Source organism: Microbacterium sp. IO18 (assembly GCF_049099505.1).
In the GTDB taxonomy this organism is placed as follows: domain Bacteria; phylum Actinomycetota; class Actinomycetes; order Actinomycetales; family Microbacteriaceae; genus Microbacterium; species Microbacterium aurugineum.
Window position 1 is genome coordinate 603,690 of sequence record NZ_JBMJAF010000002.1, and the last position, 25,336, is coordinate 629,025.

Annotated in this window: 20 protein-coding genes; 14 read left to right on the forward strand and 6 right to left on the reverse strand. The window is 68.4% G+C overall.

What is annotated here, in order from left to right:
• Positions 1-52: 52 nt before the first annotated feature.
• Positions 53-1,312, reverse strand: coding sequence for an FAD-binding protein (locus ACLF6J_RS14670; RefSeq protein ID WP_134352189.1), 1,260 nt, complete (start codon positions 1,310-1,312; stop codon positions 53-55).
• 77 nt (positions 1,313-1,389) lie between these two features.
• Here ACLF6J_RS14670 and ACLF6J_RS14675 point away from each other — a divergent pair, with 77 nt between their 5' ends.
• The 5 genes from ACLF6J_RS14675 (at position 1,390) to ACLF6J_RS14695 (ending at position 7,326) form a co-directional block, all read left to right on the forward strand.
• Positions 1,390-2,436 carry a LacI family DNA-binding transcriptional regulator gene (locus ACLF6J_RS14675; RefSeq protein ID WP_047524282.1) on the forward strand — a complete coding sequence of 349 codons (1,047 nt, stop codon included), beginning with the start codon at positions 1,390-1,392 and terminating at the stop codon, positions 2,434-2,436.
• Positions 2,437-2,531: 95 nt separating this feature from the next.
• Positions 2,532-3,869 (forward strand): extracellular solute-binding protein, encoded by a 1,338-nt coding sequence (locus ACLF6J_RS14680; protein ID WP_134352190.1) that lies wholly within the window; start codon positions 2,532-2,534, stop codon positions 3,867-3,869.
• Positions 3,866-4,813 carry a carbohydrate ABC transporter permease gene (locus ACLF6J_RS14685; RefSeq protein ID WP_047524280.1) on the forward strand — a complete coding sequence of 316 codons (948 nt, stop codon included), beginning with the start codon at positions 3,866-3,868 and terminating at the stop codon, positions 4,811-4,813. Before ACLF6J_RS14680 ends, ACLF6J_RS14685 begins: the two co-directional genes overlap by 4 nt.
• Positions 4,813-5,739: a carbohydrate ABC transporter permease gene (locus ACLF6J_RS14690; RefSeq protein ID WP_134352191.1), complete on the forward strand. Its 927-nt coding sequence runs from the start codon at positions 4,813-4,815 to the stop codon at positions 5,737-5,739. The genes ACLF6J_RS14685 and ACLF6J_RS14690 overlap by 1 nt, the downstream gene beginning before the upstream one ends.
• Before the next feature lie 51 nt (positions 5,740-5,790).
• Positions 5,791-7,326 carry an alpha-N-arabinofuranosidase gene (locus tag ACLF6J_RS14695; RefSeq protein ID WP_131492286.1) on the forward strand — a complete coding sequence of 512 codons (1,536 nt, stop codon included), beginning with the start codon at positions 5,791-5,793 and terminating at the stop codon, positions 7,324-7,326.
• A gap of 7 nt (positions 7,327-7,333) precedes the next feature.
• Here the strand turns inward: ACLF6J_RS14695 and ACLF6J_RS14700 are convergent, their stop codons facing one another.
• The gene (locus ACLF6J_RS14700) at positions 7,334-8,338 is read right to left on the reverse strand and encodes a LacI family DNA-binding transcriptional regulator (RefSeq protein WP_047524277.1); all 1,005 of its coding nucleotides are present in this window, start codon (positions 8,336-8,338) and stop codon (positions 7,334-7,336) included.
• 166 nt (positions 8,339-8,504) lie between these two features.
• On the opposite strand from ACLF6J_RS14700, the gene ACLF6J_RS14705 reads away from it, so the two are divergent.
• From ACLF6J_RS14705 to ACLF6J_RS14725, 5 genes are all read left to right on the forward strand, one after another.
• A complete protein-coding gene (locus ACLF6J_RS14705; RefSeq protein ID WP_134352192.1) occupies positions 8,505-9,794 on the forward strand; it encodes an extracellular solute-binding protein in 1,290 nt (429 codons plus the stop codon).
• A complete protein-coding gene (locus ACLF6J_RS14710; RefSeq protein WP_052193815.1) occupies positions 9,775-10,713 on the forward strand; it encodes a carbohydrate ABC transporter permease in 939 nt (312 codons plus the stop codon). Before ACLF6J_RS14705 ends, ACLF6J_RS14710 begins: the two co-directional genes overlap by 20 nt.
• Entirely contained in the window at positions 10,710-11,582 is an 873-nt protein-coding gene (locus tag ACLF6J_RS14715; RefSeq protein ID WP_047524276.1) for a carbohydrate ABC transporter permease, read from the forward strand. The genes ACLF6J_RS14710 and ACLF6J_RS14715 overlap by 4 nt, the downstream gene beginning before the upstream one ends.
• A 29-nt stretch (positions 11,583-11,611) precedes the next feature.
• Positions 11,612-13,939, forward strand: coding sequence for a beta-glucosidase family protein (locus ACLF6J_RS14720; protein ID WP_134353889.1), 2,328 nt, complete (start codon positions 11,612-11,614; stop codon positions 13,937-13,939).
• Positions 13,940-14,003: 64 nt separating this feature from the next.
• Complete coding sequence (locus ACLF6J_RS14725) at positions 14,004-15,404, forward strand: threonine/serine ThrE exporter family protein (RefSeq protein WP_047524275.1); 1,401 nt, start codon at positions 14,004-14,006, stop codon at positions 15,402-15,404.
• A 33-nt stretch (positions 15,405-15,437) separates the two neighbouring features.
• Here the strand turns inward: ACLF6J_RS14725 and ACLF6J_RS14730 are convergent, their stop codons facing one another.
• Entirely contained in the window at positions 15,438-16,043 is a 606-nt protein-coding gene (locus ACLF6J_RS14730) for a flavin reductase family protein (RefSeq protein ID WP_134352193.1), read from the reverse strand.
• Between the two features lie 66 nt (positions 16,044-16,109).
• On the opposite strand from ACLF6J_RS14730, the gene ACLF6J_RS14735 reads away from it, so the two are divergent.
• A complete protein-coding gene (locus ACLF6J_RS14735; protein WP_134352194.1) occupies positions 16,110-16,811 on the forward strand; it encodes an ArsR/SmtB family transcription factor in 702 nt (233 codons plus the stop codon).
• Here ACLF6J_RS14735 and ACLF6J_RS14740 read toward each other — a convergent pair.
• Genes ACLF6J_RS14740 through ACLF6J_RS14750 form a run of 3 tightly spaced genes read right to left on the reverse strand, consistent with a single transcriptional unit; the run spans position 16,808 to position 20,410 of the window.
• On the reverse strand, positions 16,808-17,104 hold the full coding sequence (locus ACLF6J_RS14740) for a hypothetical protein (RefSeq protein WP_134352195.1): 297 nt from the start codon (positions 17,102-17,104) through the stop codon (positions 16,808-16,810). The genes ACLF6J_RS14735 and ACLF6J_RS14740 overlap by 4 nt on opposite strands.
• A gap of 45 nt (positions 17,105-17,149) precedes the next feature.
• Complete coding sequence (gene ppsA / locus ACLF6J_RS14745; protein WP_134352196.1) at positions 17,150-19,534, reverse strand: phosphoenolpyruvate synthase; 2,385 nt, start codon at positions 19,532-19,534, stop codon at positions 17,150-17,152.
• Positions 19,535-19,582: 48 nt separating this feature from the next.
• Positions 19,583-20,410 (reverse strand): pyruvate, water dikinase regulatory protein, encoded by an 828-nt coding sequence (locus ACLF6J_RS14750; protein WP_134353890.1) that lies wholly within the window; start codon positions 20,408-20,410, stop codon positions 19,583-19,585.
• 221 nt (positions 20,411-20,631) lie between these two features.
• Here ACLF6J_RS14750 and ACLF6J_RS14755 point away from each other — a divergent pair, with 221 nt between their 5' ends.
• From ACLF6J_RS14755 to ACLF6J_RS14765, 3 genes are all read left to right on the forward strand, one after another.
• A complete protein-coding gene (locus tag ACLF6J_RS14755; protein ID WP_134352197.1) occupies positions 20,632-20,844 on the forward strand; it encodes a heavy-metal-associated domain-containing protein in 213 nt (70 codons plus the stop codon).
• Between the two features lie 66 nt (positions 20,845-20,910).
• Complete coding sequence (locus tag ACLF6J_RS14760; protein ID WP_421076910.1) at positions 20,911-23,229, forward strand: heavy metal translocating P-type ATPase; 2,319 nt, start codon at positions 20,911-20,913, stop codon at positions 23,227-23,229.
• Positions 23,226-25,331 (forward strand): heavy metal translocating P-type ATPase, encoded by a 2,106-nt coding sequence (locus ACLF6J_RS14765; RefSeq protein ID WP_134352199.1) that lies wholly within the window; start codon positions 23,226-23,228, stop codon positions 25,329-25,331. The genes ACLF6J_RS14760 and ACLF6J_RS14765 overlap by 4 nt, the downstream gene beginning before the upstream one ends.
• Positions 25,332-25,336: the final 5 nt, after the last annotated feature.

The window sequence follows — 25,336 nt, forward strand, 5'->3', positions numbered from 1 at the left end:
GGAAGCCACGGGGACCGGACGGATCGGAGCGCGGGGGCGGGACGCGAGCGGACTAGAGGCCGAGCCGCTCCAGGTAGGGGTTCACCAGGCGGCGGTCCGGGTCGTAGCGGGCGGCGAGCGCGGCGAAGTCGTCTCCGCGCGTGTATCGCGAGCGCGTCTCGGCGCCGTCGAGGGTGAACACCTTGCCCCAGTGCGGACGCGCCGTGGCGGGAAGCGCTGCCTCGATCGTCGGCAGCAGAGCGCGCACGGCCTCCTCATCCGGCTTCCAGGTGAAGTGGAGACCGACCGCATCCGTCCCGTACGACGGGCTGAGCCACAGACTGTCCGCGCGCACGGTGCGGATCTCGTTCACCAGCAGCAGGGGCGCGATCTGCCCCGCGAGGGTTCGCACGGCTTGGATCGCGGCCACCGCATCCTCACGCGGCACGAGGTACTCGCTCTGGATCTCGGCGCCGGCCGAGGGGGTGAAGTCGAGGCGGAAATGCGGCAGCCGCTCGAACCACGGCCCGGCGACCCCGAGCTGTTCGGTGCAGGCGATGGGGTCGACGCCCAGGATGGGATGCCGCTTGCTCACGGCAGCGACGGCTCCGAGCCGTTCGAAGAGGGACACCCGGGCGGCCTCGCGCGCCTCGGGCAGACGCTGCTTGACCCAGATCTGGTCGATCACATCGGTGCGCTCCCACGTCGAGAACAGGCTCACACTGGTGCCGATCGAGGTGACCTCGTCGAAGTCGGCGAGCACCGCGTCCCAGTCCGGATGCTCGAAGACGTGCTGAGCGATCTCGTAGGTCGGCTCGACGTCGAGGGTCACATCGAGGACTGCACCGAGAGCCCCGAGGCTCACGACCGCGCCGTCGAAGTCGGCGTCCCCCCGCTCCAGCCTGCGGGTCTCGCCGGAGGGCGTGAGGATCGTGAGGCCTCGGACCGCGCTCGCGAGCGAACCGATGGCGTCGCCGGAACCGTGCGTGCCGGTGGCCACCGCTCCGGCGACGGAGATGTGCGGGAGTGAGGCCAGATTGGCGAGCGCGAGTCCCTCCGCGTCGAGCAGGGGCGCGATGTCGCCGTAGCGCGCGGCACCGGAGACCCGCACGGCCGTCCGGTCGGCGTTCACCTCGAACACCGAGGGCAGACGGTCGAGCGCGAGGAGCACGCCTTCGGTGTCGGCGATGTCGTTGAAGCAGTGCCGTGAGCCGAGCACGCGCACCGGCCCGCCCTGCCCGAGCACGGCGCCGAGTTCGTCGACGGACTCGGGGTGCGCGACCGCCGAGGCCCGGTACGTCAGGTTGCCTGCCCAGTTGCGCTCGCTGCTCATTGCGCCATGATAGCCACCCATCGATCGACTACATCGATGTACTCCGCGCATGCCAGTCTCGGCGCTAGGCTGACCGGATGACAGCGCTGCCGCCGCCCCGCGCCACCATGAAGGACGTCGCGGCCCTCGCCGGGGTCTCCCCCAAGACGGTGTCGAACGTCGTGACCGGCACGGTTCCCGTCAATGAGAGCACTCGGGCCAAGGTCGAGTCCGCGATGGCGCAGCTCGACTTCGTTCCCAACCTCAGCGCGCGGGGACTGCGCAAGGGGCGCTCCGGGATCATCGCCGTCGCCCTCCCCGATCTCGCGACCGCATTCTCGGCAGAGCTCGTGCATCGCATCGTCGAGGCTGCGCACGGCAAAGGCCTCGCCGTGCAGATCGAGGAGACGGCATCCGAGCCCGAGCGTGAGAAGGAGTTGGTCTCCCGCGCCCGCGCGCACCTGGTCGACGGCCTCATCCTCAACCCGATCCGCCTTGAGGACAGCGTGCTGAAGTACGCCGACCGCCTTCCGCCGCTGGTGGTGATCGGCGAGGTGGAGCAGAACCGTGCCGACCATGTGCGCATCGACAGCCGACAGGCTGCCGCCGACGCGACGCGGCATGTGCTGGCCCGCGGCGCGACGCGGGTCGCGGTGGTCGGCGCCGACGACGATCCGTCGATCGCGACGGCCACGAGCCGGCTGCGCCTCGAGGGCGTGCACGATGCGCTCCGCGAAGCGGGCATCGCCCGGGATACTGCCCTCGAGATCAATCGTCTGCCCTGGTCGATGGCCGGTGGCGCGGAGGCGGTGCGTGTCCTGCTCGATCGCCGTGTGCCCTTCGATGCGATCGTGGCATTCACGGATTCGCTCGCGCTCGGGGCTCTGCACACCCTGCACGACAACGGCATCCGAGTGCCGCACGACGTCATCGTGACCGGCTTCGACGATGTCGAGTTCTCGCGGTTCACCTCCCCGGCACTGACCTCGATCGCGTTCGATCGACAGGCGTTCGCGATCGCGGCACTCGGCCTGTTGGAGTCCCGCATGGACGACCGCACGGCTCCGCCGCGGGCACTCACCCTCTCGCACCACCTCCTGGAACGCGCGAGCACGGAGGGCCGCCCGGCCGGCTACCGCCCCTGACCTCCGCCGGCATCGGAGCGCGATCGATGCTTGCACATCCGATTACATCGATGTAATGATGAGTCGTCCACCCGCCCTGTCACGAAGGAGTGACGATGACGCCCCCGCTCGATCTGTCCAGAAGGCAGTTCCTCGCTGCCACCTCCCTCGCCGCCGGCGCGGCCCTGCTCAGCGGGTGCGCGCCCGGTGCGGCATCCGCCACCGGCCCGCAGACCCTGCAGTTCTGGCACCTGCTCAGCGGAGGCGACGGTGTCACCATGTCGCAGCTGTTGGATGAGGTGAACGGTGCACAGAGCGCCTTCCGCATCCGCCCGACCGTGCTCGCGTGGGGCACTCCGTACTACACGAAACTCGCGATGGCGGGTGCCGGTGGTCGCGCCCCCGATGTCGCCATCATGCATGCGACCCGCACCGTCGGCTGGGCCCCGGGCGGACTCCTCGACCCCTGGGACCTCGACCGCCTCTCCGAGCTCGGCGTCGACAGCTCGACCTTCCCCGCTCCGATCTGGGAGAAGGGCTTCGTGGGCAGGGACATGTACAGCGTCGCCCTCGACGCCCACCCCTTCGTGATGATGTTCAACACCGACATCTGTGATGCCGCAGGCGTCCTGGACAGCGACGGGGCATTGGTACAGACGTCTTCTCCCGAGGAGTTCCTCGACCAGTTGCGCGCAATCGGGGGCTCTGCCGAGGGGCATGCGCTGTCCTACGGCTACCTCGGCGACGGCGCCCAGATGTGGCGCCTGTTCTACACCTTCTACTCGCAGCACGGCGCGGCCATGGAACTCCCTCCGGGCGGGCCCGCGACGATCGACAAAGACGTCGCCGTCGAATCACTGTCTCTGATGCGCACCCTGCTTGACGGGGAGATCGCCCTGGCACAGGCCGACTACGGCAGCGCCATCGCCGAGTTCGCCACCGGCAAGAGCGGCATGCTGTTCACCGGGGTCTGGGAGCTCCGCACCATGCAGGCCGCCGGGATCCCGTTCGACGCGACGATGATCCCCACGTTGTTCGGCACACCGGCGGTCTACGCCGACTCCCACTCGTTCGTGCTCCCGCATCAGTCCCACGCCGACCCGGTCCGACGCGATCTCACCTACGAGTTCGTGGCCGACATGCTCAAGAACTCCTTCGGGTGGGCCGAGGCCGGGCACATCCCCGCATTCCTCCCCGTGACCGAATCCCCGGAGTACGCGGACCTGATCCCCCAGGCGAACTACGCCGACGCGGCCCAGCACGTCGTGTACGACCCGACCGCATGGTTCACCGGGTCCGGTTCGAACTTCCAGTCCGAGTTCGGCGCGGCCGTCCAGGGTGTGCTGCTCTCGGGCGACGACCCGGCGACCGCGATCGACCGCTTCGAGGCGCGGGTCAACACCCTGCTCCGACAGCCGAACCCGGCAGACCCCGAAGGGACGTTCGGATCATGACCGCGCTCACCGATTCCACGCGCACCATCGTCACCGGGTCCCGCACCACCCCGCGGGGTCGCCGCGCCGGCTCGCGCAACCGCGAACAGCTCATCAGCTGGGCCTTCCTCGCGCCGTTCCTCGTGGCCTTCGTCCTGTTCCTCGTCTGGCCCATCATCCACGGCATCATCCTCAGCTTCACCGACCAGTCCCTCACCGGGGCCGGCGGCGCGTTCATCGGCTTCGCCAACTACGCCGAGGCGTTCGGCGACCCGAAGATGTGGCAGTCGATGGGCAACACCGTCTGGTTCACGCTGCTCTCCACGGTGCCTCTCGTCGTGGTCGCCCTCGCGATGGCGGCTCTCGTCGACCGCGGCATCCCGGGACAATGGCTGTGGCGCCTCTCGTTCTTCATGCCGTTCCTGCTCGCCTCGACCGTGATCTCGCAGATCTGGGTCTGGATCTTCAACCCCCAGGTGGGCGCGGCCAACAACATCCTCGAGTTCTTCGGTCTCGAACCGCTCGCCTGGCTGCAGAATCCCGACACGAACATGCTGTCGATCGTGATCGCCACCGTGTGGTGGACGGTGGGCTTCAACTTCCTGCTGTACCTCGCCGCGATGCAGAACATCCCGCCGCAGCAGTACGAGGCCGCTTCCCTCGACGGCGCCGGCGCCTGGCGACAGTTCTGGTCGATCACCCTCCCCCAGCTCGGCCCGGCGACCGTCCTCATCCTGATCCTGCAGATCCTCGCCTCGCTCAAGCTGTTCGACCAGGCGTATCAGATGCTCGGCGGGGTCGCGAGCGACACCACCCGCTCCATCGTGCAGTACATCTACGAGGCCGGTTTCGTCAGCTACCGGTTCGGCTACTCGGCCGCCATCTCCTACGTGTTCTTCGCCCTCATCGTCATCCTCGGCGTCGCGCAGGCCCTGATCACGCGCCGCCGGAAGGAGCAGCTCTGATGTCCACCGCCACCGCATCCCCCGTCGTCCCCACTGCCACCGAGACGATCACGACGGCATCGTCCCGTCGTCCTCGGCGGCCGCGTCTTCCCGGCCAGAATCCCTTCGGCCCACTCCGCATCGCCGCTTTCGTCGTGCTGCTGCTCCTCGCGGTCGGCTGGCTGCTGCCCTTCCTCTGGGCGGTCGCGACCGCGTTCAAGACCGAGACGGATGCCGCCTCCGGCGATCCGGGCTGGATCGGCGCCAGCGGACCCACGATCGAGGCGTTCACGGCGATCCTCTCGCAGGGCAACGTCTACGTGTGGGCTCTCAACAGCCTGCTCACGTCCGTCGCGATCACGGTGATCACGCTGGCCATCTCCGCCCTCGCGGCCTATGCCTTCTCCCGCCTGGACTTCACCGGTCGCAAGTGGTTGTTCGTGGCGATCATCGCCTCTATCGTCGTCCCGCCCCAGGTGCTGATCATCCCGCTGTTCTACGAGATGCTCGCGTTCAACCTGGTCGACACCTACGCGGGGCTGATCCTGCCGCAGGTCGTGGCACCCGCGATGGTGTTCATCCTGAAGCGGTTCTTCGATGCCATCCCGATCGAGCTGGAAGATGCGGCACGGGTCGACGGCGCCGGACGGTTCCGGATCTTCTGGTCGATCGTGCTCCCCCTGTCCCGTCCGATCATGGCGTCGGTGGCGATCTTCGTGTTCATCAGCGCCTGGAACAACTTCCTCTGGCCGTTCCTGGTCATCAACGACACGACGCTCATGACGCTGCCGGTCGGCCTGCAGACCGTGATCAGCGCCTACGGCGTGCAGTACGCACAGGTCATGGCGCAAGCCGTGCTCGCGGCGCTGCCCCTGATCGTGGTCTTCATCATCTTCCAGAAGCAGATCGTCAAGGGAGTCGCGACCAGCGGCTTCGGCGGTCAGTGATCCCTGCCCTCCCGCACCACCCCACCCGCAGAGCCAGACCCGAGGAGAACAATGTCTCAGGCCCGCATCACCATCGACCGCGACTTCACGATCGCCGACGTCCCCCGGAGACTCTTCGGTTCGTTCGTCGAGCACATGGGTCGCTGCGTCTACACCGGCATCTACGAGCCCGGTCATCCTCAGGCCGATGAGCGCGGCTTCCGCCGCGACGTCCTCGCTCTGGTGAAGGAGATGGGACCGACCGTGGTCCGCTACCCCGGCGGCAACTTCGTGTCCGGATACCGCTGGGAAGACGGTGTCGGCCCCGCAGAGGACCGGCCGGTGCGTCTCGACGGTGCCTGGCACACCGTCGAGACGAACGCGTTCGGCCTGCACGAGTTCATGGCCTGGGCGAAAGAGGCCGACGTCGAGGTCATGGAGGCCGTGAACCTCGGCACCCGCGGCGTCGAGGAGGCTCGCGCCCTCGTCGAGTACGCGAACCACCCCGGCGGCACGTACTGGTCGGACCTGCGTCGCAGGAACGGGGCGGAGCAGCCGTTCGACATCAGGCTGTGGTGCCTCGGCAACGAGCTCGACGGTCCCTGGCAGATCGGGGGCAAGACCGCGGCCGAATACGGGCGGCTCGCGCAGGAGTCCGCCAAGGCGATGCGACTGGTCGATCCTTCCATCGAGCTCGTCGCGGTCGGGTCGTCCGGCCGCTCGATGCCGACGTTCGGCACCTGGGAGCACACGGTGCTCTCGCACGCCTACGACGAGGTCGACTTCGTCTCGATGCACGCGTACTACCAGGAGCACGACGGAGACGCCGAGTCGTTCCTCGCCGAATCCACCGACATGGACGCCTTCATCGAGGGCGTCATCGCGACGGTGGACGCGGTGAAGGCCGCGGGCAAGCACACGAAGCAGATCGACATCTCGTTCGACGAGTGGAACGTGTGGGATCAGGTGAAGTACAACGACGTCGAGGCGAAGGAGATCGAGAAGGCGGGGTGGAGGCAGCACCCTCGACTGATCGAGGACACCTACAACGTGACGGATGCCGTCGTCGTCGGGACGCTGCTCAACAGCCTGCTGCGGCACGGCGACCGTGTGAAGATCGCCAACCAGGCGCAGCTCGTGAACGTGATCGCACCGATCCGATCCGAAGAGGGCGGAGCGGCCTGGCGCCAGACGAGCTTCTGGCCTTTCGAGCGCATGGCGCGTCTCGCGAAGGGCCGCATCCTCCGACTCGCCGTCTCGGCGGCGCAGATCGAGACGAAGCGCTACGGCGGCGTCGACGCGGTGGACGCCGCCGCCACGTGGGACGAGGCGACCGGTCGGGTGGCCGTGTTCGTCGCGAACCGCTCGCTGGACGAATCGAGCGACCTGACGATCGACCTGCACGGGCTCGGCGACCTGCGCGTGGTGGAGGCCGAGACCCTCACGATCCCCGAGGGCGGCGACCGCCACACGTCGAACCTCGAGACCGCTCCCGACAGCGTCCACATGGTGCCGCTGGGTGCGGTCGAAGTCGTGGACGGTGCGGTGCGCGCGACCCTGCCCCCGCTGTCCTGGTCGGTCATCCAGCTCGAGGTCGCTCGCGCCTGACCCCGGCCTACGTGCGGGCGATCGCCGCCGTGGTCGCCCGCACGACCAGCCTCGTCGGCAGGGTCACGTTCATCTCCTCGATGGGCTCGCCGGCGAGCAGCGCGAAGACCATTTCCGCGGCCACCGCCCCGAGGCGACGCATCGGCTGCTGGATGGTGGTGAGCGGCAGGGCTCGTCGGGTGGCCTCCGGCACATCGTCGAACCCGACCACCGAGAGGTCCTGCGGCACCCGGAGCCCGAGCTCGTGCGCGACCTCGATCACGGCGATGGCGGAGAGGTCGTTCGCGGCGAACACGGCCGTCGGCCTCTCCGGACCCGCCAAGAGGATCCTCGCAGAATCCCGCGTCGTCTCCAGCTCGTAGCGCCCCGCGCGGATCAGGTCGGGATCCACCGGGATGCCGGCGTCGGCGAGCGCACGCCGATAGCCGGCGTCACGCAGTCCCGCGGAGCGGAGGTCGGGACGACCGCCCAGGAAGCTGATCCGGCGATGGCCGAGCTCGAGGAGGTGGCGGGTCGCGGTGAGAGCCCCGCCGAAGCTGTCCGACTCGACCGTCGGCAGGTCGGCCCGGCCCGTGTGCGGGTCGATCGCGACCACGGGAATCTCGGCCGAGGCCCCCACGACGGTGGGCGTGACCATGATCGCGGCATCGATGAGCGTTCCGGAGAGGCGGCTGAGCGATCGGCGCTCCCACCCCTCCCCCTGTCCGTGCCGCGACCCGCTGTACGCGAGCAGATCGAAACCGGTGCCGTGCACCGCTGCGCCGACGCCCTTGAGTATCTCGGCACTGAACGGCTCGAAGTCGGCGAGGAGCACCCCGATCACGCCGGTGCGTCTGGCGCGCATGCTGCTGGCCACCAGGCTCGATTCGTAGCCGAGCTCCTGCACGACGTCGAGCACACGTCGGACCGTCTCATCCGCGATCCCGTAGCGTCCGTTGACGGCTTTCGACACCGTCGACACCGAGACGCCCGCCGCCTTCGCGACATCGTGGATCGTCGTTCTCCCGCTCATGATCGCCCAGCGTATCCGGCTGCGCGCCCGCCATGGAAACTGTTTTCGAAAACGTTTGACGAAAGTTCTCGACGACAGCAGACTGCAACGCGACGCGGTCGCACCTCCTGCCACCGCGGCGCCCGCAGAGACGCGCGGCGCAACTCTCGATGAGGAGAACGATCACATGAACAGCACACGGCGCTCCCTCGTGTCCCTCGCCACGATCGCCACGGTCGGAGCTCTCGCGCTCAGCGGGTGCACGGCCGGCTCGACCGATGACGGCGGAGACTCGGCGATGACCCTCTGGCACAACTCCACGACGGGACCGGGGGTGGAATTCTGGGAGCAGACCGTCGCCGACTTCGAAGAGGCGAATCCCGGCGTCACCATCGACATCCAGTCGATCCAGAACGAGGATCTCGACGGCAAGCTCCAGACCGCTCTGAACTCCGGCGATGCCCCCGACATCTTCCTGCAGCGCGGCGGCGGCAAGATGGCCGCGATGGTCAAAGCAGGACAGCTCAAGGACCTGACCGACTCGATCACGGGTGCCGCCGCGGAGGAGATCTCCGATGCCGCCTACTCGGCGAGCAGCCTCGACGGCAAGATCTACGCGCTTCCCGTGGCCGTCCTCCCCGGAGGGCTCTTCTACAGCCAGGACCTGTTCGACGAGGCGGGCATCGCCGAGAACCCGACCACGCTCGACGAGCTCGAGGCCGCGACCGAGAAGCTCAAGAGTGCGGGGATCGATCCCGTCGCCCTCGGCGCGAAGGATGCCTGGCCCGCAGCGCACTGGTACTACTGGCTGGCCCTGCGCGAATGCAGCTCGGACACGCTCGCCCAGGCTGCCGATGAGATGAACTTCGACGACGACTGCTGGGTGCGCGCCGGTGAAGACCTGCAGGCCTTCGCAGCCACCGAACCGTTCAACTCCGGCTTCCTGACCACGACCGCGCAGCAGGGCGCCGCCAGCTCGGCCGGACTGATCGCCAACCACAAGGCGGCCATGGAGCTCATGGGCGCCTGGAACCCGGGCGTGATCGGCTCCCTGACGCCCGACCAGAAGCCGCTTCCCGACCTCTCGTGGTTCCCCTTCCCCGAGGTGGAGGGCGGCGAAGGCGAGCTGGGCTCGATGATGGGTGGCGTCGACGGGTACTCGTGCTCGGTCGATGCGCCGGATGCCTGCGTCGACTTCCTCAACTACCTGGGCACCTCCGAGGTGCAGACCGCCTACTACAAGGCGTTCAACGCTCCGCCGGTGAACACCGTCGCGCAGGAGGCCGTGACCGAGCCGTACCTGCAGGCCATCCTCGAGGCCTACAACGCCGCACCGTACGCCACGCAGTGGCTGGACACCGTCTACGGACAGAACGTCGGCAACGCCCTCAACGTCGCCGTCGTCAACATGCTCGCCGGTCAGGGAACCCCGGAGGACATCGTCAAGGCCGTCCAGGATGCCGCAGCAAAGGCATAGGGTCTCCGCCCGGCTGGAAGTGATCCTTCTGGCCGGGCCGGCCCTCCTCGTCTTCCTCGCCTTCGTCATCTTCCCGGTGCTGATGGCGGGCTACTACGGGTTCTTCAGCTGGCAGGGCTACGGCCCTCCGACCGACTTCGTCGGCCTCAAGAACTACCTCACGATCCTGCAGGATCCGCTGTTCCACGACGCGCTCGCGCACAACGGGTTCATCCTGGTCTTCTCGCTCGTCTTCCAGGGGCCGGCGGCGATCCTGCTCGCCCTCCTGCTCAACCGGCGGATGCGCGGTCAGTCGCTGATCCGCGTCCTCATCTTCATCCCCTACGTGATCTCCGAGGTCGTCGTGGGAACGGGATGGAGCCTGATGCTGCAGACCAGCGGTGCGTTCAACGACCTGCTGGAGAAGATGGGCCTCGGATTCCTCGCGAACGACTGGCTCTCGAATCCGGACATCGCGATCTGGACGCTGATGGTGATCATCACCTGGAAGTACGTCGGATTCGCGGTGATCCTGTTCCTCGCCGGGCTCCAGGGCATTCCCGAGGAGCTGCACGAAGCCGCCGCGATCGACGGCGCCTCGTACTGGCAGATCCAGTGGCGCATCACGCTGCCCCTGCTGGCTCCGACGCTGCGCATCTGGGCATTCCTGTCGATCATCGGCTCGCTGCAGCTGTTCGACCTGGTCTACATCATCTGGGGGCAGTACATCGCCTCCACCGCCGGGACCTCGACGATGGCGACCTACATGGTCTCCGAAGGACGCAACGCCGGCAACTTCGGGTACGGCAACGCCGTCGCGGTCGTGCTGTTCCTGATCTCGCTCGTCGTGGCGCTGGTCTACCAGCGCGCGGTGCTACGACGCGACACCGACGGCGCCCTGACCGGCGCCCCTGCACGGAAGAAGAGGACGACGCGATGACCGCCACCTCGCTACTCGTCACCCAGCGGCCGGGGCGCGCCCCGCGCGCGCGACTGCCGTGGGCCAACCCGACCGTCTACTTCGTCGCACTGATCGTCGTCGGATTGATGCTCGCTCCGATCGCGTACATCATCATCGGCGGTTTCCGCACGAACGCCCAGATCACGACGGACCCGTCAGGGCTGCCGAGTCCGTGGCTCATCCAGAACTACCTCGACGTGATCACGGGCGGCATCTTCTGGCGCCAGGTGCTCAACTCGACCATCGTCGCCCTCGCCACCACCATCGGTGTGGTCGCCCTGGGACTGATGGCGGCCTACGTGCTCGCCCGCTACCGGTTCGCCGGACGCGGAGTGCTCTACGCGTTCTTCGCCGCCGGCCTCATGTTCCCGCTGACCGTGGCCATCACGCCGCTGTACATCGTGGTGCGGAACCTCGGCCTGATGAACTCCCTCGGTGGGGTCATCCTGCCGCAGATCGCCTTCGCCCTGCCGACGACGATCATCATCCTGGTGCCGTTCCTCCGGGCGATCCCCGACGAGATCCAGGAAGCCGCGTTCATCGACGGATGCAGCAGGATCGGCTTCTTCTGGCGCATGGTGCTGCCGCTGTCGATCCCCGGCGTGATCACCACCGGCATCCTCGCGTTCATCGGCAGCTGGAACGGGTACCTCCTCCCGTTGTTCATCCTCAACGATGCGGCCTCGTTCACGCTCCCCCTCGGCGTGCAGTCGTTCGCCTCCCAGTACTCCGTCGACACCGCGAAGGTGCTGGCGTTCACCTCGCTGTCGATGATCCCCGCCCTGATCTTCTTCAGCTTGTTCGAGCGTCGGATCGTGGGCGGACTGACCGGCGCCGTCAAGGGTTGACGATGTCGACCGAAGTTCCACAGAAAGAGATGGATGTGCTCTCCCCCACCCCCCGCCCTCAGCTCTCCGCACGCGTGGCGAGCCTCCTGGACCAGATGACGCTGGAGGAGAAGCAGGCACAACTCGTCGGCTTCTGGGTCGACCAGGGCAACGAACTCGTCGCCCCGATGGCCGGCGAGAAGCGGACGTCCACCCGCTACGAGGAGGCGACCGCTCACGGGATCGGTCACCTGACCCGCGTCTACGGCACGCGCCCCGTCGAGCCCATCGAGCGGGCGAGCTGGTTGTGGGGTGAGCAGGCGCGGCTGCAGCGGGAGACCCGGCTGGGGATCCCCGCTCTCGTGCACGAGGAGTGCCTGACCGGGCTCGCCGCGTGGAAGGCCGCGACCTTCCCGACGCCGCTCGCGTGGGGAGCGTCCTTCGACCCGGATCTGGTCGAACAGGTCGGGCGAGCGATCGGATCGTCGATGCGTACCCTCGGGATCCATCAGGGTCTCGCGCCGGTGCTGGATGTGATCCGCGACCCGCGGTGGGGACGCGTCGACGAGTGCATCGCCGAGGACCCGCTGCTGGTCGGAACCGTCGGAACCGCCTATGTGCGCGGCATGCAGGCGGAAGGCGTGCACGCCACGCTCAAGCACTTCGTGGGCTACTCCGCCTCTCGCGCCGGCCGCAACCACGCTCCGGTGTCCGCCGGTCGTCGCGAGGTGGAGGACGTGCTCCTTCCGCCGTTCGAGATGGCGGTGCGGGAAGGCGGCGTGCGCAGCATCATGAACTCCTACAGCGATATCGACGGCGTGCCGGTCGCCGCGGATCCGTACTACCTCGATGAGGTGCTGCGCGGACGCTGGGGGTTCGACGGAGTCGTGGTGTCCGACTACTTCGCCGTCGACTTCCTGCGCACCATGCATCATGTCGCCGCCGACTCCGCCCAGGCGGCCGCGCTCGCGCTCACCGCCGGAATCGATGTGGAGCTGCCCTCCCCCGACGCGTACACGACGCTCGCCGCACAGGTGCGCGACGGGTCTCTGCCGGAGAGCATCCTGGATCGGGCCGTCGGGCGCGTGCTCACGCAGAAGGAGGAGCTGGGCTTGCTGGACGCGGACTTCACCGATCCGCCGCGCGAGGTCGACCTGGATTCGCCCGAGCATCGTGGACTCGCCCGCCGTCTGGCCGAGGAGTCGCTCGTCCTCCTGAGCAATGACGACATCCTCCCGCTCGACCCGTCCGCGTCGCCGCGTATCGCGGTCATCGGACCGAATGCCGACAGCGCCGAGGCGTTGATGGGGTGCTACTCCTTCGTCAACCACGTGCTCGCCCACCACCCCGAAGTACCCGCCGGCATCGCGCTGCCGAGCGTGCTCGACGCGCTCCGGGCGGAGCTCCCCTCGGCGACGATCACCCACACCGTCGGCTGTGAGGTCGACGGCGAGGACCGCAGCGGTTTCCCCTCGGCGATCGCACAGGCCACCGAGGCCGATGTCGCGATCGTCGTGATCGGTGACCGTGCCGGGCTGTTCGGACGCGGCACGGTCGGCGAGGGCAACGACGTCGACTCCCTCGACCTCCCCGGCGTGCAGCGCGCACTCGTCGAGTCGATCGTCGCCACCGGCACCCCGGTGGTGGTCGTCGCTCTCACCGGCCGCCCCTATGCCCTGGGCTGGGCACTCCCGCCGCGGGCGACCGCCGCCGGGACGAACGCGGGTCTCGGGTCGGTCAATTCCCCCGCGCCGGCCGGCCGGACATCGCCGACGGAGCAGGCTCCCCTGCCGGCCGCCGTCCTGCACGGGTTCTTCCCCGGGGAGGAAGGAGGCGCGGCGATCGCCGCCGTGCTGAGCGGACGCGTGTCCCCGTCCGGTCGCCTGCCGGTGTCCCTCCCGAGATCCGCCGGCGCGCAGCCGTACTCTTACCTGCACGCTGCCCTCGGAGGACGCACCGATGTGACGAGTGTCGATCCGACGCCCGTGCGTCCCTTCGGATTCGGGCTCGCCTATACGACGTTCGAGCACTGGGACCTGACGGCTGACGAGGCCGTGACCGCGGGGCAGACGTTCCAGGTCACCGTGCGCGTGCGGAACGTCGGCTCCCGCGAGGGCACCGACGTCGTGCAGCTCTACGCGCACGACGAGGTCGCGAGCGTGGCCCGCCCCGTCGCGCAGCTGGTCGACTTCCGCCGGGTGTCCCTGGCACCGGGTGCGGAACAGGTCGTCGAGTTCGCGGTCCCCACCGAGCGCCTCGCCTTCACCGGCCTGGACGGCGTGCGACGCGTGGAGCCGGGGCGCATCCGACTCTGGGTCGGGTCGGCCTGCGACGACGTCGAGACCTCCGCCACGATCGACATCACCCCTGCTCCCTGACGGGCGGGCGGTCCGATCGCGGCGCGCCCGTGACGGATCGCCTCCCGGCCGGGAGAATGGAGACATGTCCGCGAGATCCCGCCGGCCGCTGCTCACGTCGGTGCGCCGCCTGCTGCACACCGATCCCTCGGCCGTCGCGGCCACCGAGGCGATGCCCGTCATCGACGAACGCACGGTACCGCGGGTGCTGGACCTTGCGACCCGTATCGGCGAGTCGATGTTCGCGGTCGGGGCCTCCGCGCACGAGGTGACGCTCGCGATCATCCGCGTATGCGACGCGTATGGGATGAAGGGCGTCCAGGTCGACGTCACCTACAACTCGATCACGGTGTCGTTCCACCTGAGCGGCGAGGTCTGGCCGGAGACGCTGGTCCGCGTGGTGCGGGTGACGGCTCCGGACCACGCGAAGCTCCAGCGGGTGCAGGCCCTGGTGGCGGACATCGACGACGGACTCGACCTCGAATCCGCGCGCGCGACGTTCCGGGCGATCCGACGGGTGCCCTTCCGCTATCAGCAGCCGGTGGTCATCGTCGCGCGGGCTCTGCTCGCCGTCGGGGTGAGCATCATGCTCGGCGCCTCCCCGATCATCGTCGCCCTCACCTTCGTCGCGGCGCTCTGCGCGGCGCTGACCCAGGCGGCTCTCGCCAGGATCCGGGTCCCGTTGTTCTTCAGCCAGATCGCCGGTGGCTTCGTGACGACCGGGGTGGCGGTCGCCGTGTCGGCTCTCGGCGCCGCGGGGGTCGAACCCTTCGTCGGCATCCGCCCGTCCATCATCGTGGCCTCGGGTATCGTGCTGATGCTCGCCGGACTCACCGTGGTCGGGGCGGCGCAGGACGCGATCGACGGGTTCGCGCTCACCGCCGGCGGACGCATCCTCGACCTCACGATGCAGACGCTCGGGGTCGTGATCGGGATCCTCGTGGGCCTCGAGCTGGGCAGTGTCCTGGGCTTCACGATGGATCTCCCCGACGACCCCGCGCCGTTCGGCCCGCTGCTGAACCAGTTCGCCGGTGCGATCATCGTCGCCATCGCGGTCGCCGTGTTCAACGGCGCCGGGATCCGGATCATCCTGGTGAGCGCACTGCTCAGTGCCGTCACGCTCGCGGGGTATTCGGCATCCATCGCCCTGAACCTGCATCCCGCAGCGGCGAGCGCGGTCGGCGCACTGCTGGCGAGTTTCCTCGGCATGCTGATCGCCCGCAACCTGCACGTGCCGTCCGTCGCGGTGACGACCGCGGCGATCGTCCCCCTCGTCCCCGGTGTGGCCGTGTTCCAGGGTCTGCTCGAGATGGTCCACGCGGCCGGCACCTCGACCGGGATGCTGTACGCCGGAGGTTCGCTCATCGATGCTGCGGTGATCGGCATCGGTCTCGCCTCCGGAGCCTCCCTCGGGTTGTACCTGGGCACTCCGTTGCGCGCGACCCTCGCCAGCGTCGCGAAGACGCGCGCCCGCGTCCGCCGCTGATCCCCACTCGTCTGGCAACCCGAGCCGAACGGCTCACCGCTCCGCGCGGAAGTTGACCCCGACCCGCTCGCCCTGCGCGAAGTAGTGCCGGAACGTGTAGTACATCGGCTTCCAGGCATCGACGTCGACGTAGGAGGTCCCCGGCACCGCCAGCGCCTGATGCACGTGTGTGCGCAGGACTTTCGCATGGACGATGGTGGCATCGCCTTCCTCATCCAGCGGCGTCAGGTTCGTGACACGAGCCTCCATCTGCACGGGGCACTCGGCGATCCGCGGGGGCCCGACGATCCCACTCGGCCGTGGAGTGAACCCGCCGAGCGTCCACTTGTCCGGCTCGAATCGGTATTTGTCCCGCTTGGGTGCCGGGACGTCCGCAACCCCCGTCGTGTCGGCGATCCTCTCGATCGACTCCCACAGCCGAGCGTCGGGAAGGTTGATCACGAGTTCGCCGTTGTCGCGGAGATTGCGCATCGCCTGGCCCCCGTTGCTCAGTCCCAGGACGTAGGTGTCGTCCAATGCCCATGCGGACGAGATGGGCGTGATGTTCGCGGTTTCGTCGCCGGCCTTCGCCGTGGTGAGCAGGGCCACAGGGGTGCCGAAGTAGAACACGGAGGGTTCGATCGCCAGAGTCGAGTTCATGAGGGCAAGTCTGTGGCGCGAACCGTTCGGGCTGGACCGAACGGTGCGGGCGATAAAATCCTCGACATGGAGGGGACGAGCAGCCCGGAGTTGGCGGCGACGGCCGCCGTCTTCGCCAACGAGGCTCGCGCGTCGATGCTGTTGCTCCTGCTCGATGGAAGGGCATGGACGCTCACGGAACTGTCCAGGGCCGCCGACATCGCTCGGTCATCCGCGAGCGAGCACGCCGACAGACTGCTCGATGCCGGTCTCGTCGAAGAAGTGCGCCAGGGACGACACCGCTACCTCAGACTCGCCGGCACCCGCGCCGCTGACCTGGTCGAGGCACTCGCCGCATTCTCCGGTCGTGTCCGGCCCGCCACGCCGTCGCTCGACGCCCAGCACCGTGACCGCGCCATCAAGGAGGCTCGTACCTGCTACCGCCATCTCGCGGGCACGCTCGGTGTCGCCCTCGCTGACGGCATGCGCGCGACAGGCTACATCGAGTCCGATTTCTCACTCACCCCGGCCGGACGAACCTGGGTGGCGTCCCTCGGGGTCGAACTGCCGACGCATCCGAGGCGCGCTCTCACCCGCCCGTGCCTCGATTGGACGGAACGACGCGAGCACCTCGCGGGGCTGGCCGCGGACATGCTGCTCGCGACGTTCACGGAGAACGCCTGGATCGAGCGCGTTCCCTCCAACCCCCGCGCCGTGCGTCTCACCGCAGCGGGGAGCGAAGGTCTCGCAGACCTGCTTCCGGGAGCCCCCTTCCGCCGCGTTCCCTAGCCGAGCTGATCGAGGACGAGCTCGCCCCGGGCGTTCAGGTTCTCCATCATGCGTTCGATCCGCTTCGAGTCGATCGCCGGCATCTCCGCGTGGTCGAACGCGAGGCTCAGCGGGATGCTGGGGTGCATCCAGATCGTGAGCCGGCCAGCCGGGTTCTTCTCCTCCGGCAACCAGGTCATCATGAAGCTCTCATGACGGCGAAGCTTCGTCCCGATGACGATCTTCAGATGCGCCAGCGTCTCGTCGTCGACCACGATCGGAGGACGAGAGCTGTTGTACTCGAGGGTTCCCATGACCTGAGACTACTCGTGTCGACCGACACGGACGCCCCGGCGCGGTCAGGGAACCGGCACGGTCTGCGCGGCGAGCCGCAGCCAGGTCTCCACGACGGTGTCGGGGTTGAGTGACATCGACTCGATCCCCTGCGAGACCAGCCACTCGGCGAGATCGGGATGGTCACTCGGGCCCTGACCGCAGATCCCGACGTACTTCTCCGCACGGCGGCACGCCTCGATGGCCATCGAGAGCATCCGGAGCACGGCCGGGTCGCGTTCGTCGAAGGTCGAGGCCACCAGTCCGGAGTCGCGGTCGAGTCCGAGCGTGAGCTGGGTCATGTCGTTCGAGCCGATCGAGAAGCCGTCGAAGTACTCGAGGAACTCCTCGGCGAGCACGGCGTTGGAGGGGAGCTCGCACATCATGATCACGCGCAGTCCGTTCTCGCCCCGCCGCAGGCCGTTCTCGCTCAGCAGTTCCGTCACGGCCGCCGCTTCACCGAGGGTTCGCACGAACGGGACCATGATCTCGACGTTGGTGAGACCCATCTCGTCCCGCACGAACCGCAGCGCCTCGCACTCCATGTCGAAGCACGCACGGAAGTCCGGAGAGATGTAGCGGGAGGCGCCGCGGTAGCCGAGCATCGGATTCTCCTCCTGCGGCTCGTAGAGCTCCCCGCCGATGAGGTTGGCGTACTCGTTGGACTTGAAGTCGCTCAGCCGCACGATGACGGGTTCCGGCGCGAAGGCCGCGGCGATCATCGACACCCCTTCCGCGACGCGGCGGACGAAGTACTCCCGAGGAGACGAGTAGGCCGCGATGCGCTCGGTGATGTCGGCACGCAGGGACGTCGGCAGCGACTCATGGTCCAGGAGCGCGCGCGGGTGGATGCCGATCTGCCGGTTGATGACGAACTCGAGTCGCGCGAGCCCGACGCCGCGGTTGGGCAGTTTCGCGAAGGCGAACGCCTGATCGGGAGTGCCGACGTTGAGCATGATCTTCGTCGGGCTCGCGGGCATCGCATCGAGACGCGTGATGATCTCCTCGAACCCGAGCATGCCCTCGTAGACGAAGCCGTTGTCCCCCTCGGCACAGGACACCGTGACCCGCTGCCCGTCGCTCAGAACGGTGGTCGCGTCGCCCGTGCCCACGACGGCGGGGATGCCCAGCTCGCGCGCGATGATCGCGGCGTGACAGGTACGACCACCGCGATTCGTGACGATGGCGGAGGCGAGCTTCATGATCGGCTCCCAGTCGGGATCCGTCATATCGGCGACCAGCACGTCCCCGGGCTGGAAGGCGTCCATCTGCGCGAGCGACGTCATGACCCGCACCGGTCCGGCTCCGATCTTCTGCCCGATCGCGCGCCCGACGGTGATCACCGTGCCCGATTCCTCGAGCACGAACCGCCGCATCTCCTTGCCGTCGGCGCGGGAGACCACCGTCTCCGGGCGGGCCTGGAGGATGTACAGCCGTCCGTCGATGCCGTCCTTGCCCCACTCGATGTCCATCGGGCGCCCGTAGTGCTCCTCGATGACCAGGGCCTGCCGTCCGAGTTCTTCCACCTCGGCATCGGTGATGCTGAAGCGGACGCGCTCGGCGGCGGGGACATCGGTGAAGACGGTGCTGGCGCCCGCGTGCGTGCCGTCAGCGTAGACCATCTTCACGGCCTTCTCGCCGACCGAACGCTTGAGGATCGCCGGCCGTCCCTCACGCAGGGCGGGCTTGTAGGCGTAGAACTCATCGGGGTTCACCGCGCCCTGCACGACCGCCTCGCCCAGACCGTAGGAGCTGGTGATGAACACCGCACGATCGAATCCGGATTCGGTGTCGACCGTGAAGAGCACGCCGGAGGCCCCGACATCGGAGCGGACCATGCGCTGGATCCCCGCCGACAGCGCCACGTCGTGGTGGTCGAATCCGTGATGCACGCGGTAGGCGATCGCCCGGTCGTTGTAGAGCGACGCGAACACGCTGCGGATCGCGGCGAGGATGTTGTCGATGCCGCTGATGTTGAGGAACGTCTCCTGCTGGCCGGCGAAGGAGGCATCCGGCAGGTCCTCCGCCGTGGCACTGGATCGCACGGCCCAGGAGACCGACGCGGGCTCGGGATCGGAGTCGACGAGCGTGGTGTAGGCCGCACGGATGTCCTGCTCGAAGGCGGCCGGGAGCGGCTGCTGCTCGATCCACTCGCGGACGGTGGCGCCGACCCGCGCGAGTTCGGCGACATCCGTGACGTCGAGCGCTTCCACGGTGGATCGGATGCGCTCGTAGAGTCCTCCCTCGGCGAGGAAGTCCCGGTAGGCGTCGGCCGTGGTCGCGAAGCCGCCGGGCACGCTCACCCCGGCTCCGGAGAGGTTCGAGACCATCTCGCCGAGGGAGGCGTTCTTGCCTCCGACCTGGGCGACGTCGGCCATGCCGATCTGCGTGAACCAGAGGATGTTCGTCATGTGATCTCCAGAGAGTGGGGCGTCGTGTGCGAGGGGTGGAGACCGCGATCAGCTGCGCAGGCGCATGGACTGCATGATCACGGCGGACATCTCCTCCACGGATTTCGTGGAGGAGTTGAGGAAGGGGACGCGGTTGCGCCGATAGAGGTCTTCCGCGCGGCGGATCTCGAGCGTGCATTGAGCGAGGCTGGAGTACACCGTGTCCGGCCGCCGCTCATGACGCACCTGACTCAGCCGGAGCGGGGTCGTCGTCAGCCCGAAGCACTTGCTCGCGAACCGTTCGACCGTCGCGGGCAGCCCGTCGGACGGGAAGTCGTCGTCGGTGAGCGGGTAGTTCGCCACCAGCAGTCCGTACTGCAGGGCCAGGTACATGGTCGTCGGGGTCTTCCCGCACCGAGAGGGCGCGATGATGATCACGTCGGCGATGTCGAGCGCCCGCATGCTCTGGCCGTCGTCGTGCTCGATCGCGTACTCGACCGCCCGCATCCGGGCGAAGTAGCGCTCCATGTCGCCGACGCCGTGATACTGGCCCAGTTGCTCGGAGGCCGCACTGCCGAGCGAGACTTCGAGCTCCCGCAGATGCCCGCCGAGGAGGTCGATCACGACCGCGCCCGACGCATGGAACTCCGCGAGGATCTGCGCGGACTTGACGGTCGTGAAGACGATCGGAGCAGCGCCCGCCGGGCTGACCCGGAGATCGCCGATCACGGCGCGGGCGCCGTCCACCGAGTCGACGAAGGGCACGGTGTGGCGGCGGAAGCGCGCGCCGGGGAAGTTCGCCAGAAGGGCGTTCCCCAGGGTCTCGGCGGTGATACCGGTGCTGTCCGAGACGAAGTACGCGTCCCGGACCTCGGCACCGGAGTCATCTCCGAGCACGCCGGCCGGAAGCACGGGCGATGAGGGCTGGCTGGTCGAAGGGTCGGACACGTTCCTGAGCCTAGGAAAGTAACCACCTTCATCATGAGGTCTTCCCGAGAAAGAATGAGCGAATTTACTCGGAGGGCAAGCCGGATCCAGGGATGCGGAATACCCCGGATGGGTATATGGTTATGGTGATCCAGTACCCCATAGGGGTACGCCAGAGAATGGGAGAGGCAATGACGACCAACGAGTACCAGGTCACCGGGATGACGTGTGGGCACTGCGAGATGTCGGTCCGCGAAGAAGTCGCCGAGGTTCCCGGGGTCGACGCGATCCAGGTCAGCGCACAGACGGGCAAGCTCGTCGTCACGAGCACCGACGGCGTGGACGACGCTCAGATCCTCGCCGCTGTGACGGAGGCGGGGTACGCGGCCGTGCGCACGGCGTGAAGGCCGACACCACGGGCACAGCCTCTCGCTGAGCCCACCGACGACGATCAGGAGAAGGATAGGACCATGAGCACATCAGCACTTCCGAGCATGGGATCGGGCGTCGAGCTCGAGATCGGCGGGATGACCTGCGCCTCTTGCGCCATGCGCATCGAGAAGAAGCTGAACAAGCTCGACGGCGTCGTGGCGACCGTCAACTACGCGACGGAGAAGGCGAGCGTCTCGGTCCCGGAAGACTACGACGCAGCGCTCCTGATCGCCGAGGTGGAGAAGACCGGGTATTCCGCGGTCGTCGCTGCCCCACGGGGGACGAGGAAGGACGCGGCCACAGGCGGCGACACCGACGACACCGATCCTGAGCTGCTCTCGCTGCGCAACCGACTGATCGGCGCGATCGTGCTGACGGTGCCCGTGATCGCGATGGCCATGATCCCCGCGCTGCAGTTCACGTACTGGCAGTGGGCCTCGCTCGCGCTGGCCGCCCCGGTGATCACGTGGGCGGGCTGGCCGTTCCACAAGGCCGCGTGGACGAACCTGCGCCACGGAACGGCCACGATGGACACGCTCATCTCGATGGGAACCTCGGCCGCCTTCCTCTGGTCGCTGTACGCGCTCTTCTTCGGCACCGCAGGCATGCCGGGGATGACGCATCCGTTCGAGTTCGCTCTGGCTCCCTCCGATGGGGCGGCGAACATCTACCTCGAGGTGGGTGCCGGCGTGACGATGTTCGTCCTCGCGGGGCGCTACTTCGAGAAGCGGTCGAAGAAGCATGCCGGCGCGGCTCTGCGCGCGCTCCTCGAACTCGGCGCGAAAGAGGTCGCCGTGCTGCGCGGCGGTGCAGAGACGAGGATCCCGGTCGAAGACCTCCAGGTGGGCGACGAGTTCGTCGTGCGACCGGGCGAGAAGATCGCGACCGACGGCCTCGTGATCTCCGGGACGTCGGCCGTCGACGCCTCGATGCTGACCGGTGAATCCGTGCCGGTAGAGGTGGCCCCGGGCGACAGCGTCACCGGCGCGACCACGAACGTCGGGGGGCGGCTCGTGATCCGCGCGACCCGGATCGGCGCGGACACCCAGTTGGCACAGATGGCCAGACTCGTCGAGGACGCGCAGACCGGGAAGGCGGAGGTGCAGCGTCTCGCCGACAGGATCTCCGGGGTGTTCGTCCCGATCGTGATCGTGATCGCCCTCGTGACGCTCGGCGGCTGGCTCGTCGCGGGTTTCCCCGTCGCCGCGGCATTCACGGCGGCGGTGGCCGTCCTCGTGATCGCGTGCCCGTGCGCGCTGGGGCTTGCCACGCCCACGGCCCTGCTGGTCGGGACCGGTCGAGGGGCGCAGATGGGCGTGCTCATCAAGGGCCCGGAAGTCCTGGAATCCACCCGCCGGGTCGACACCGTGCTGCTCGACAAGACCGGAACGGTCACCACCGGCAGGATGACCCTGGTCGATGTCATCGTGGAGCCCGGCACCGACCACGCGACGCTGCTGCGGCTGGCCGGGGCGGTGGAGGATGCCTCGGAGCATCCGATCGCGCAGGCGATCGCCGCGAGTGCCACCAGGGAGGTCGGCGCACTGCCCACACCGGAGGAGTTCACGAACCTCGAGGGAAGGGGCGTGCAGGGCGTCGTCGAAGGCCATGCCGTGCTCGTGGGACGCGAGTCGCTCCTCGCCGAGTGGTCGCAGACACTGAGTCCGGGCCTCTCCTCGGCGAAGGTCAAGGCCGAGGGCGAGGGCAAGACCGTCGTCGCGGTCGGCTGGGACGGACACGCACGCGGCATCCTCGTCGTTGCGGACACGATCAAGCCGAGCAGCGCCGAGGCGATCGACCACTTCCAGGCGATGGGGCTGACCCCCATCCTGCTCACCGGGGACAACGAGACCGTGGCACGGCAGATCGCGGCGGAAGTGGGGATCACGGAGGTGATCGCGGAAGTCCTCCCGAAGGACAAGGTCGACGTGGTCGTCCGGCTCCAGCGCGAGGGCAAGACGGTGGCGATGATCGGCGACGGTGTCAACGACGCCCCCGCCCTCGCCCAGGCCGACCTCGGACTCGCGATGGGCACCGGCGCGGACGTGGCGATCGAGGCATCGGACATCACGCTCGTCCGCGGTGACCTCCGCAGCGCGGTCGACGCGATCCGCCTGTCGCGCAAGACGCTCGGAACGATCAAGACCAACCTGTTCTGGGCCTTCGCCTACAACGTCGCCGCCATCCCGGTCGCGGCGCTCGGCATGCTCAACCCCATGCTCGCCGGTGCAGCGATGGCACTGTCGAGCGTGTTCGTGGTCGGCAACAGCCTGCGCCTGCGCGGGTTCACGAACGTCACGCGACGAGGACGCTCCCGTCGAGCCACCCGCCCCGCTCTGAGGAAGGATCACGCATGAACGAGCCGCACGCGCACCAGCATGCACAGGCCCCCACCGCCGTCGACTCCGGGCACACGGGGCACGAGGCCCCCGAGGGACACGGAGGGCACGGCGGACACGGAGGGCACGGCGGTCACGCGGGGCACGGTGATCACGTCGGGCAGTTCCGGCGCCTGTTCTGGATCAACCTCGTCATCGCGGTGCCCGTGGTGGCGTTCTCTCCGATGTTCGCGATGCTCTTCGGGTACGACGTCCCGGGCTGGGCGCAGTTCGTCGCTCCGGTGCTGGGCACCGTCATGTACGTCTGGGGCGGCTGGCCGTTCCTGACCGGCGCCGTCAGCGAGCTCCGGACCCGCACGCCGGGCATGATGCTGCTCATCGGACTCGCCATCACCGTGGCCTTCTTCGCATCCTGGGGCGCGACGCTTGGACTGCTCCACCACGAGCTCGAGTTCTGGTGGGAGCTGGCGCTCCTGATCGTCATCATGCTCCTCGGACACTGGATCGAGATGCGGTCGCTCGCGCAGACGACGTCGGCCCTCGACTCGCTCGCCGCCCTGCTGCCCGACGAGGCCGAGCGGGTCGAAGGGGACACGACCGTCACGGTCTCCCCCGCGGAGCTCGCCGTCGGCGATGTCGTCGTCGTCCGTCCCGGTGGGAGCGTCCCGGCCGACGGCCGCATCATCGACGGGACCGCCGCGATGGACGAGTCGATGGTGACCGGCGAATCACGTCCCGTCACGCGGTCCACCGGCGACACCGTCACCGCGGGCACCGTCGCCACCGACTCGGGCCTTCGGGTGGAGATCACCGCCACGGGCGACGACACCGCCCTCGCCGGCATCCAACGGCTGGTGACGGAGGCACAGAACTCCTCGTCCCGTGCGCAGCGCATCGCCGACCGCGCCGCCGCGCTGCTGTTCTGGTTCGCGCTGCTGTCCGCCGCGCTCACCGCCGTGGTGTGGACGGTGGTGGGGAATCCAGACGCCGCCGTGGTCCGCAGCATCACCGTGCTGGTCATCGCCTGCCCCCACGCCCTCGGGCTCGCGATCCCGCTGGTGGTGTCGATCGCCACCGAGCGGGCCGCACGTGGCGGCGTGCTGATCAAGGACCGACTCGCGTTGGAGAGCATGCGCACGGTCGACGCCGTCCTGTTCGACAAGACGGGCACTCTGACCAAGGGCGCTCCGACGGTCACGGCGATCGAGCCGACCGGTGAGGTGGACGCCGATCGGCTGCTCGTCCTCGCCGCCTCCGCCGAAGCGGACAGCGAGCACCCCCTGGCCCGGGCGATCGTACGGGCAGCCGAGGAGAAGAGCCTCACGCTCGCTCCTGCATCCGGATTCACCTCGTCCCCGGCGGTGGGTGTCACGGCGTCCGTCGACGGTGCAGAGGTGCGTGTCGGCGGCCCGAAGCTCCTCGATGAGATCGGCGCGCAGGAGATCGCCGCCGCGGACGTGTGGCGCGAAGAGGGAGCCATCATCCTCCATGTCGTGCTCGACGGCCGCGTGGTCGGCGGACTGCGACTCGCCGACGAGATCCGCCCCGAATCCCGCGAGGCCGTGGACGCCCTCCACCGTCGGGGCGTCGAGGTCGTCATGATCACCGGGGATGCGCAGGCTGTGGCCGAATCGGTGGCTGCCGAGCTCGGCATCGACCGGGTCTTCGCCGGGGTGCGCCCCGAGGACAAGTCCGCCAAAGTCGCGGAGCTGCAACGCGAGGGCAAGAAGGTGGCGATGGTCGGCGACGGCGTGAACGATGCGCCCGCACTTTCGCAGGCCGACGTGGGCATCGCGATCGGGGCGGGGACCGACGTCGCCATCGCCTCGGCCGGCGTGATCCTCGCGAGCTCCGACCCCCGCTCGGTGATCTCCGTGATCGAACTGTCGCGCGCCACGTACCGCAAGATGAAGCAGAACCTGTGGTGGGCGGCGGGCTACAACCTCGTGTCGGTGCCCCTCGCCGCCGGAGTCCTGGCGCCGATCGGATTCGTCCTGCCGATGTCGGTCGGAGCGATCCTGATGTCGTTGTCGACGGTCGTCGTCGCGCTGAACGCCCAGCTGCTGCGTCGGATCGACCTCGCCCCCGACGCGCACACCCGGTCCGTCGGCGACCGCTGATCCGT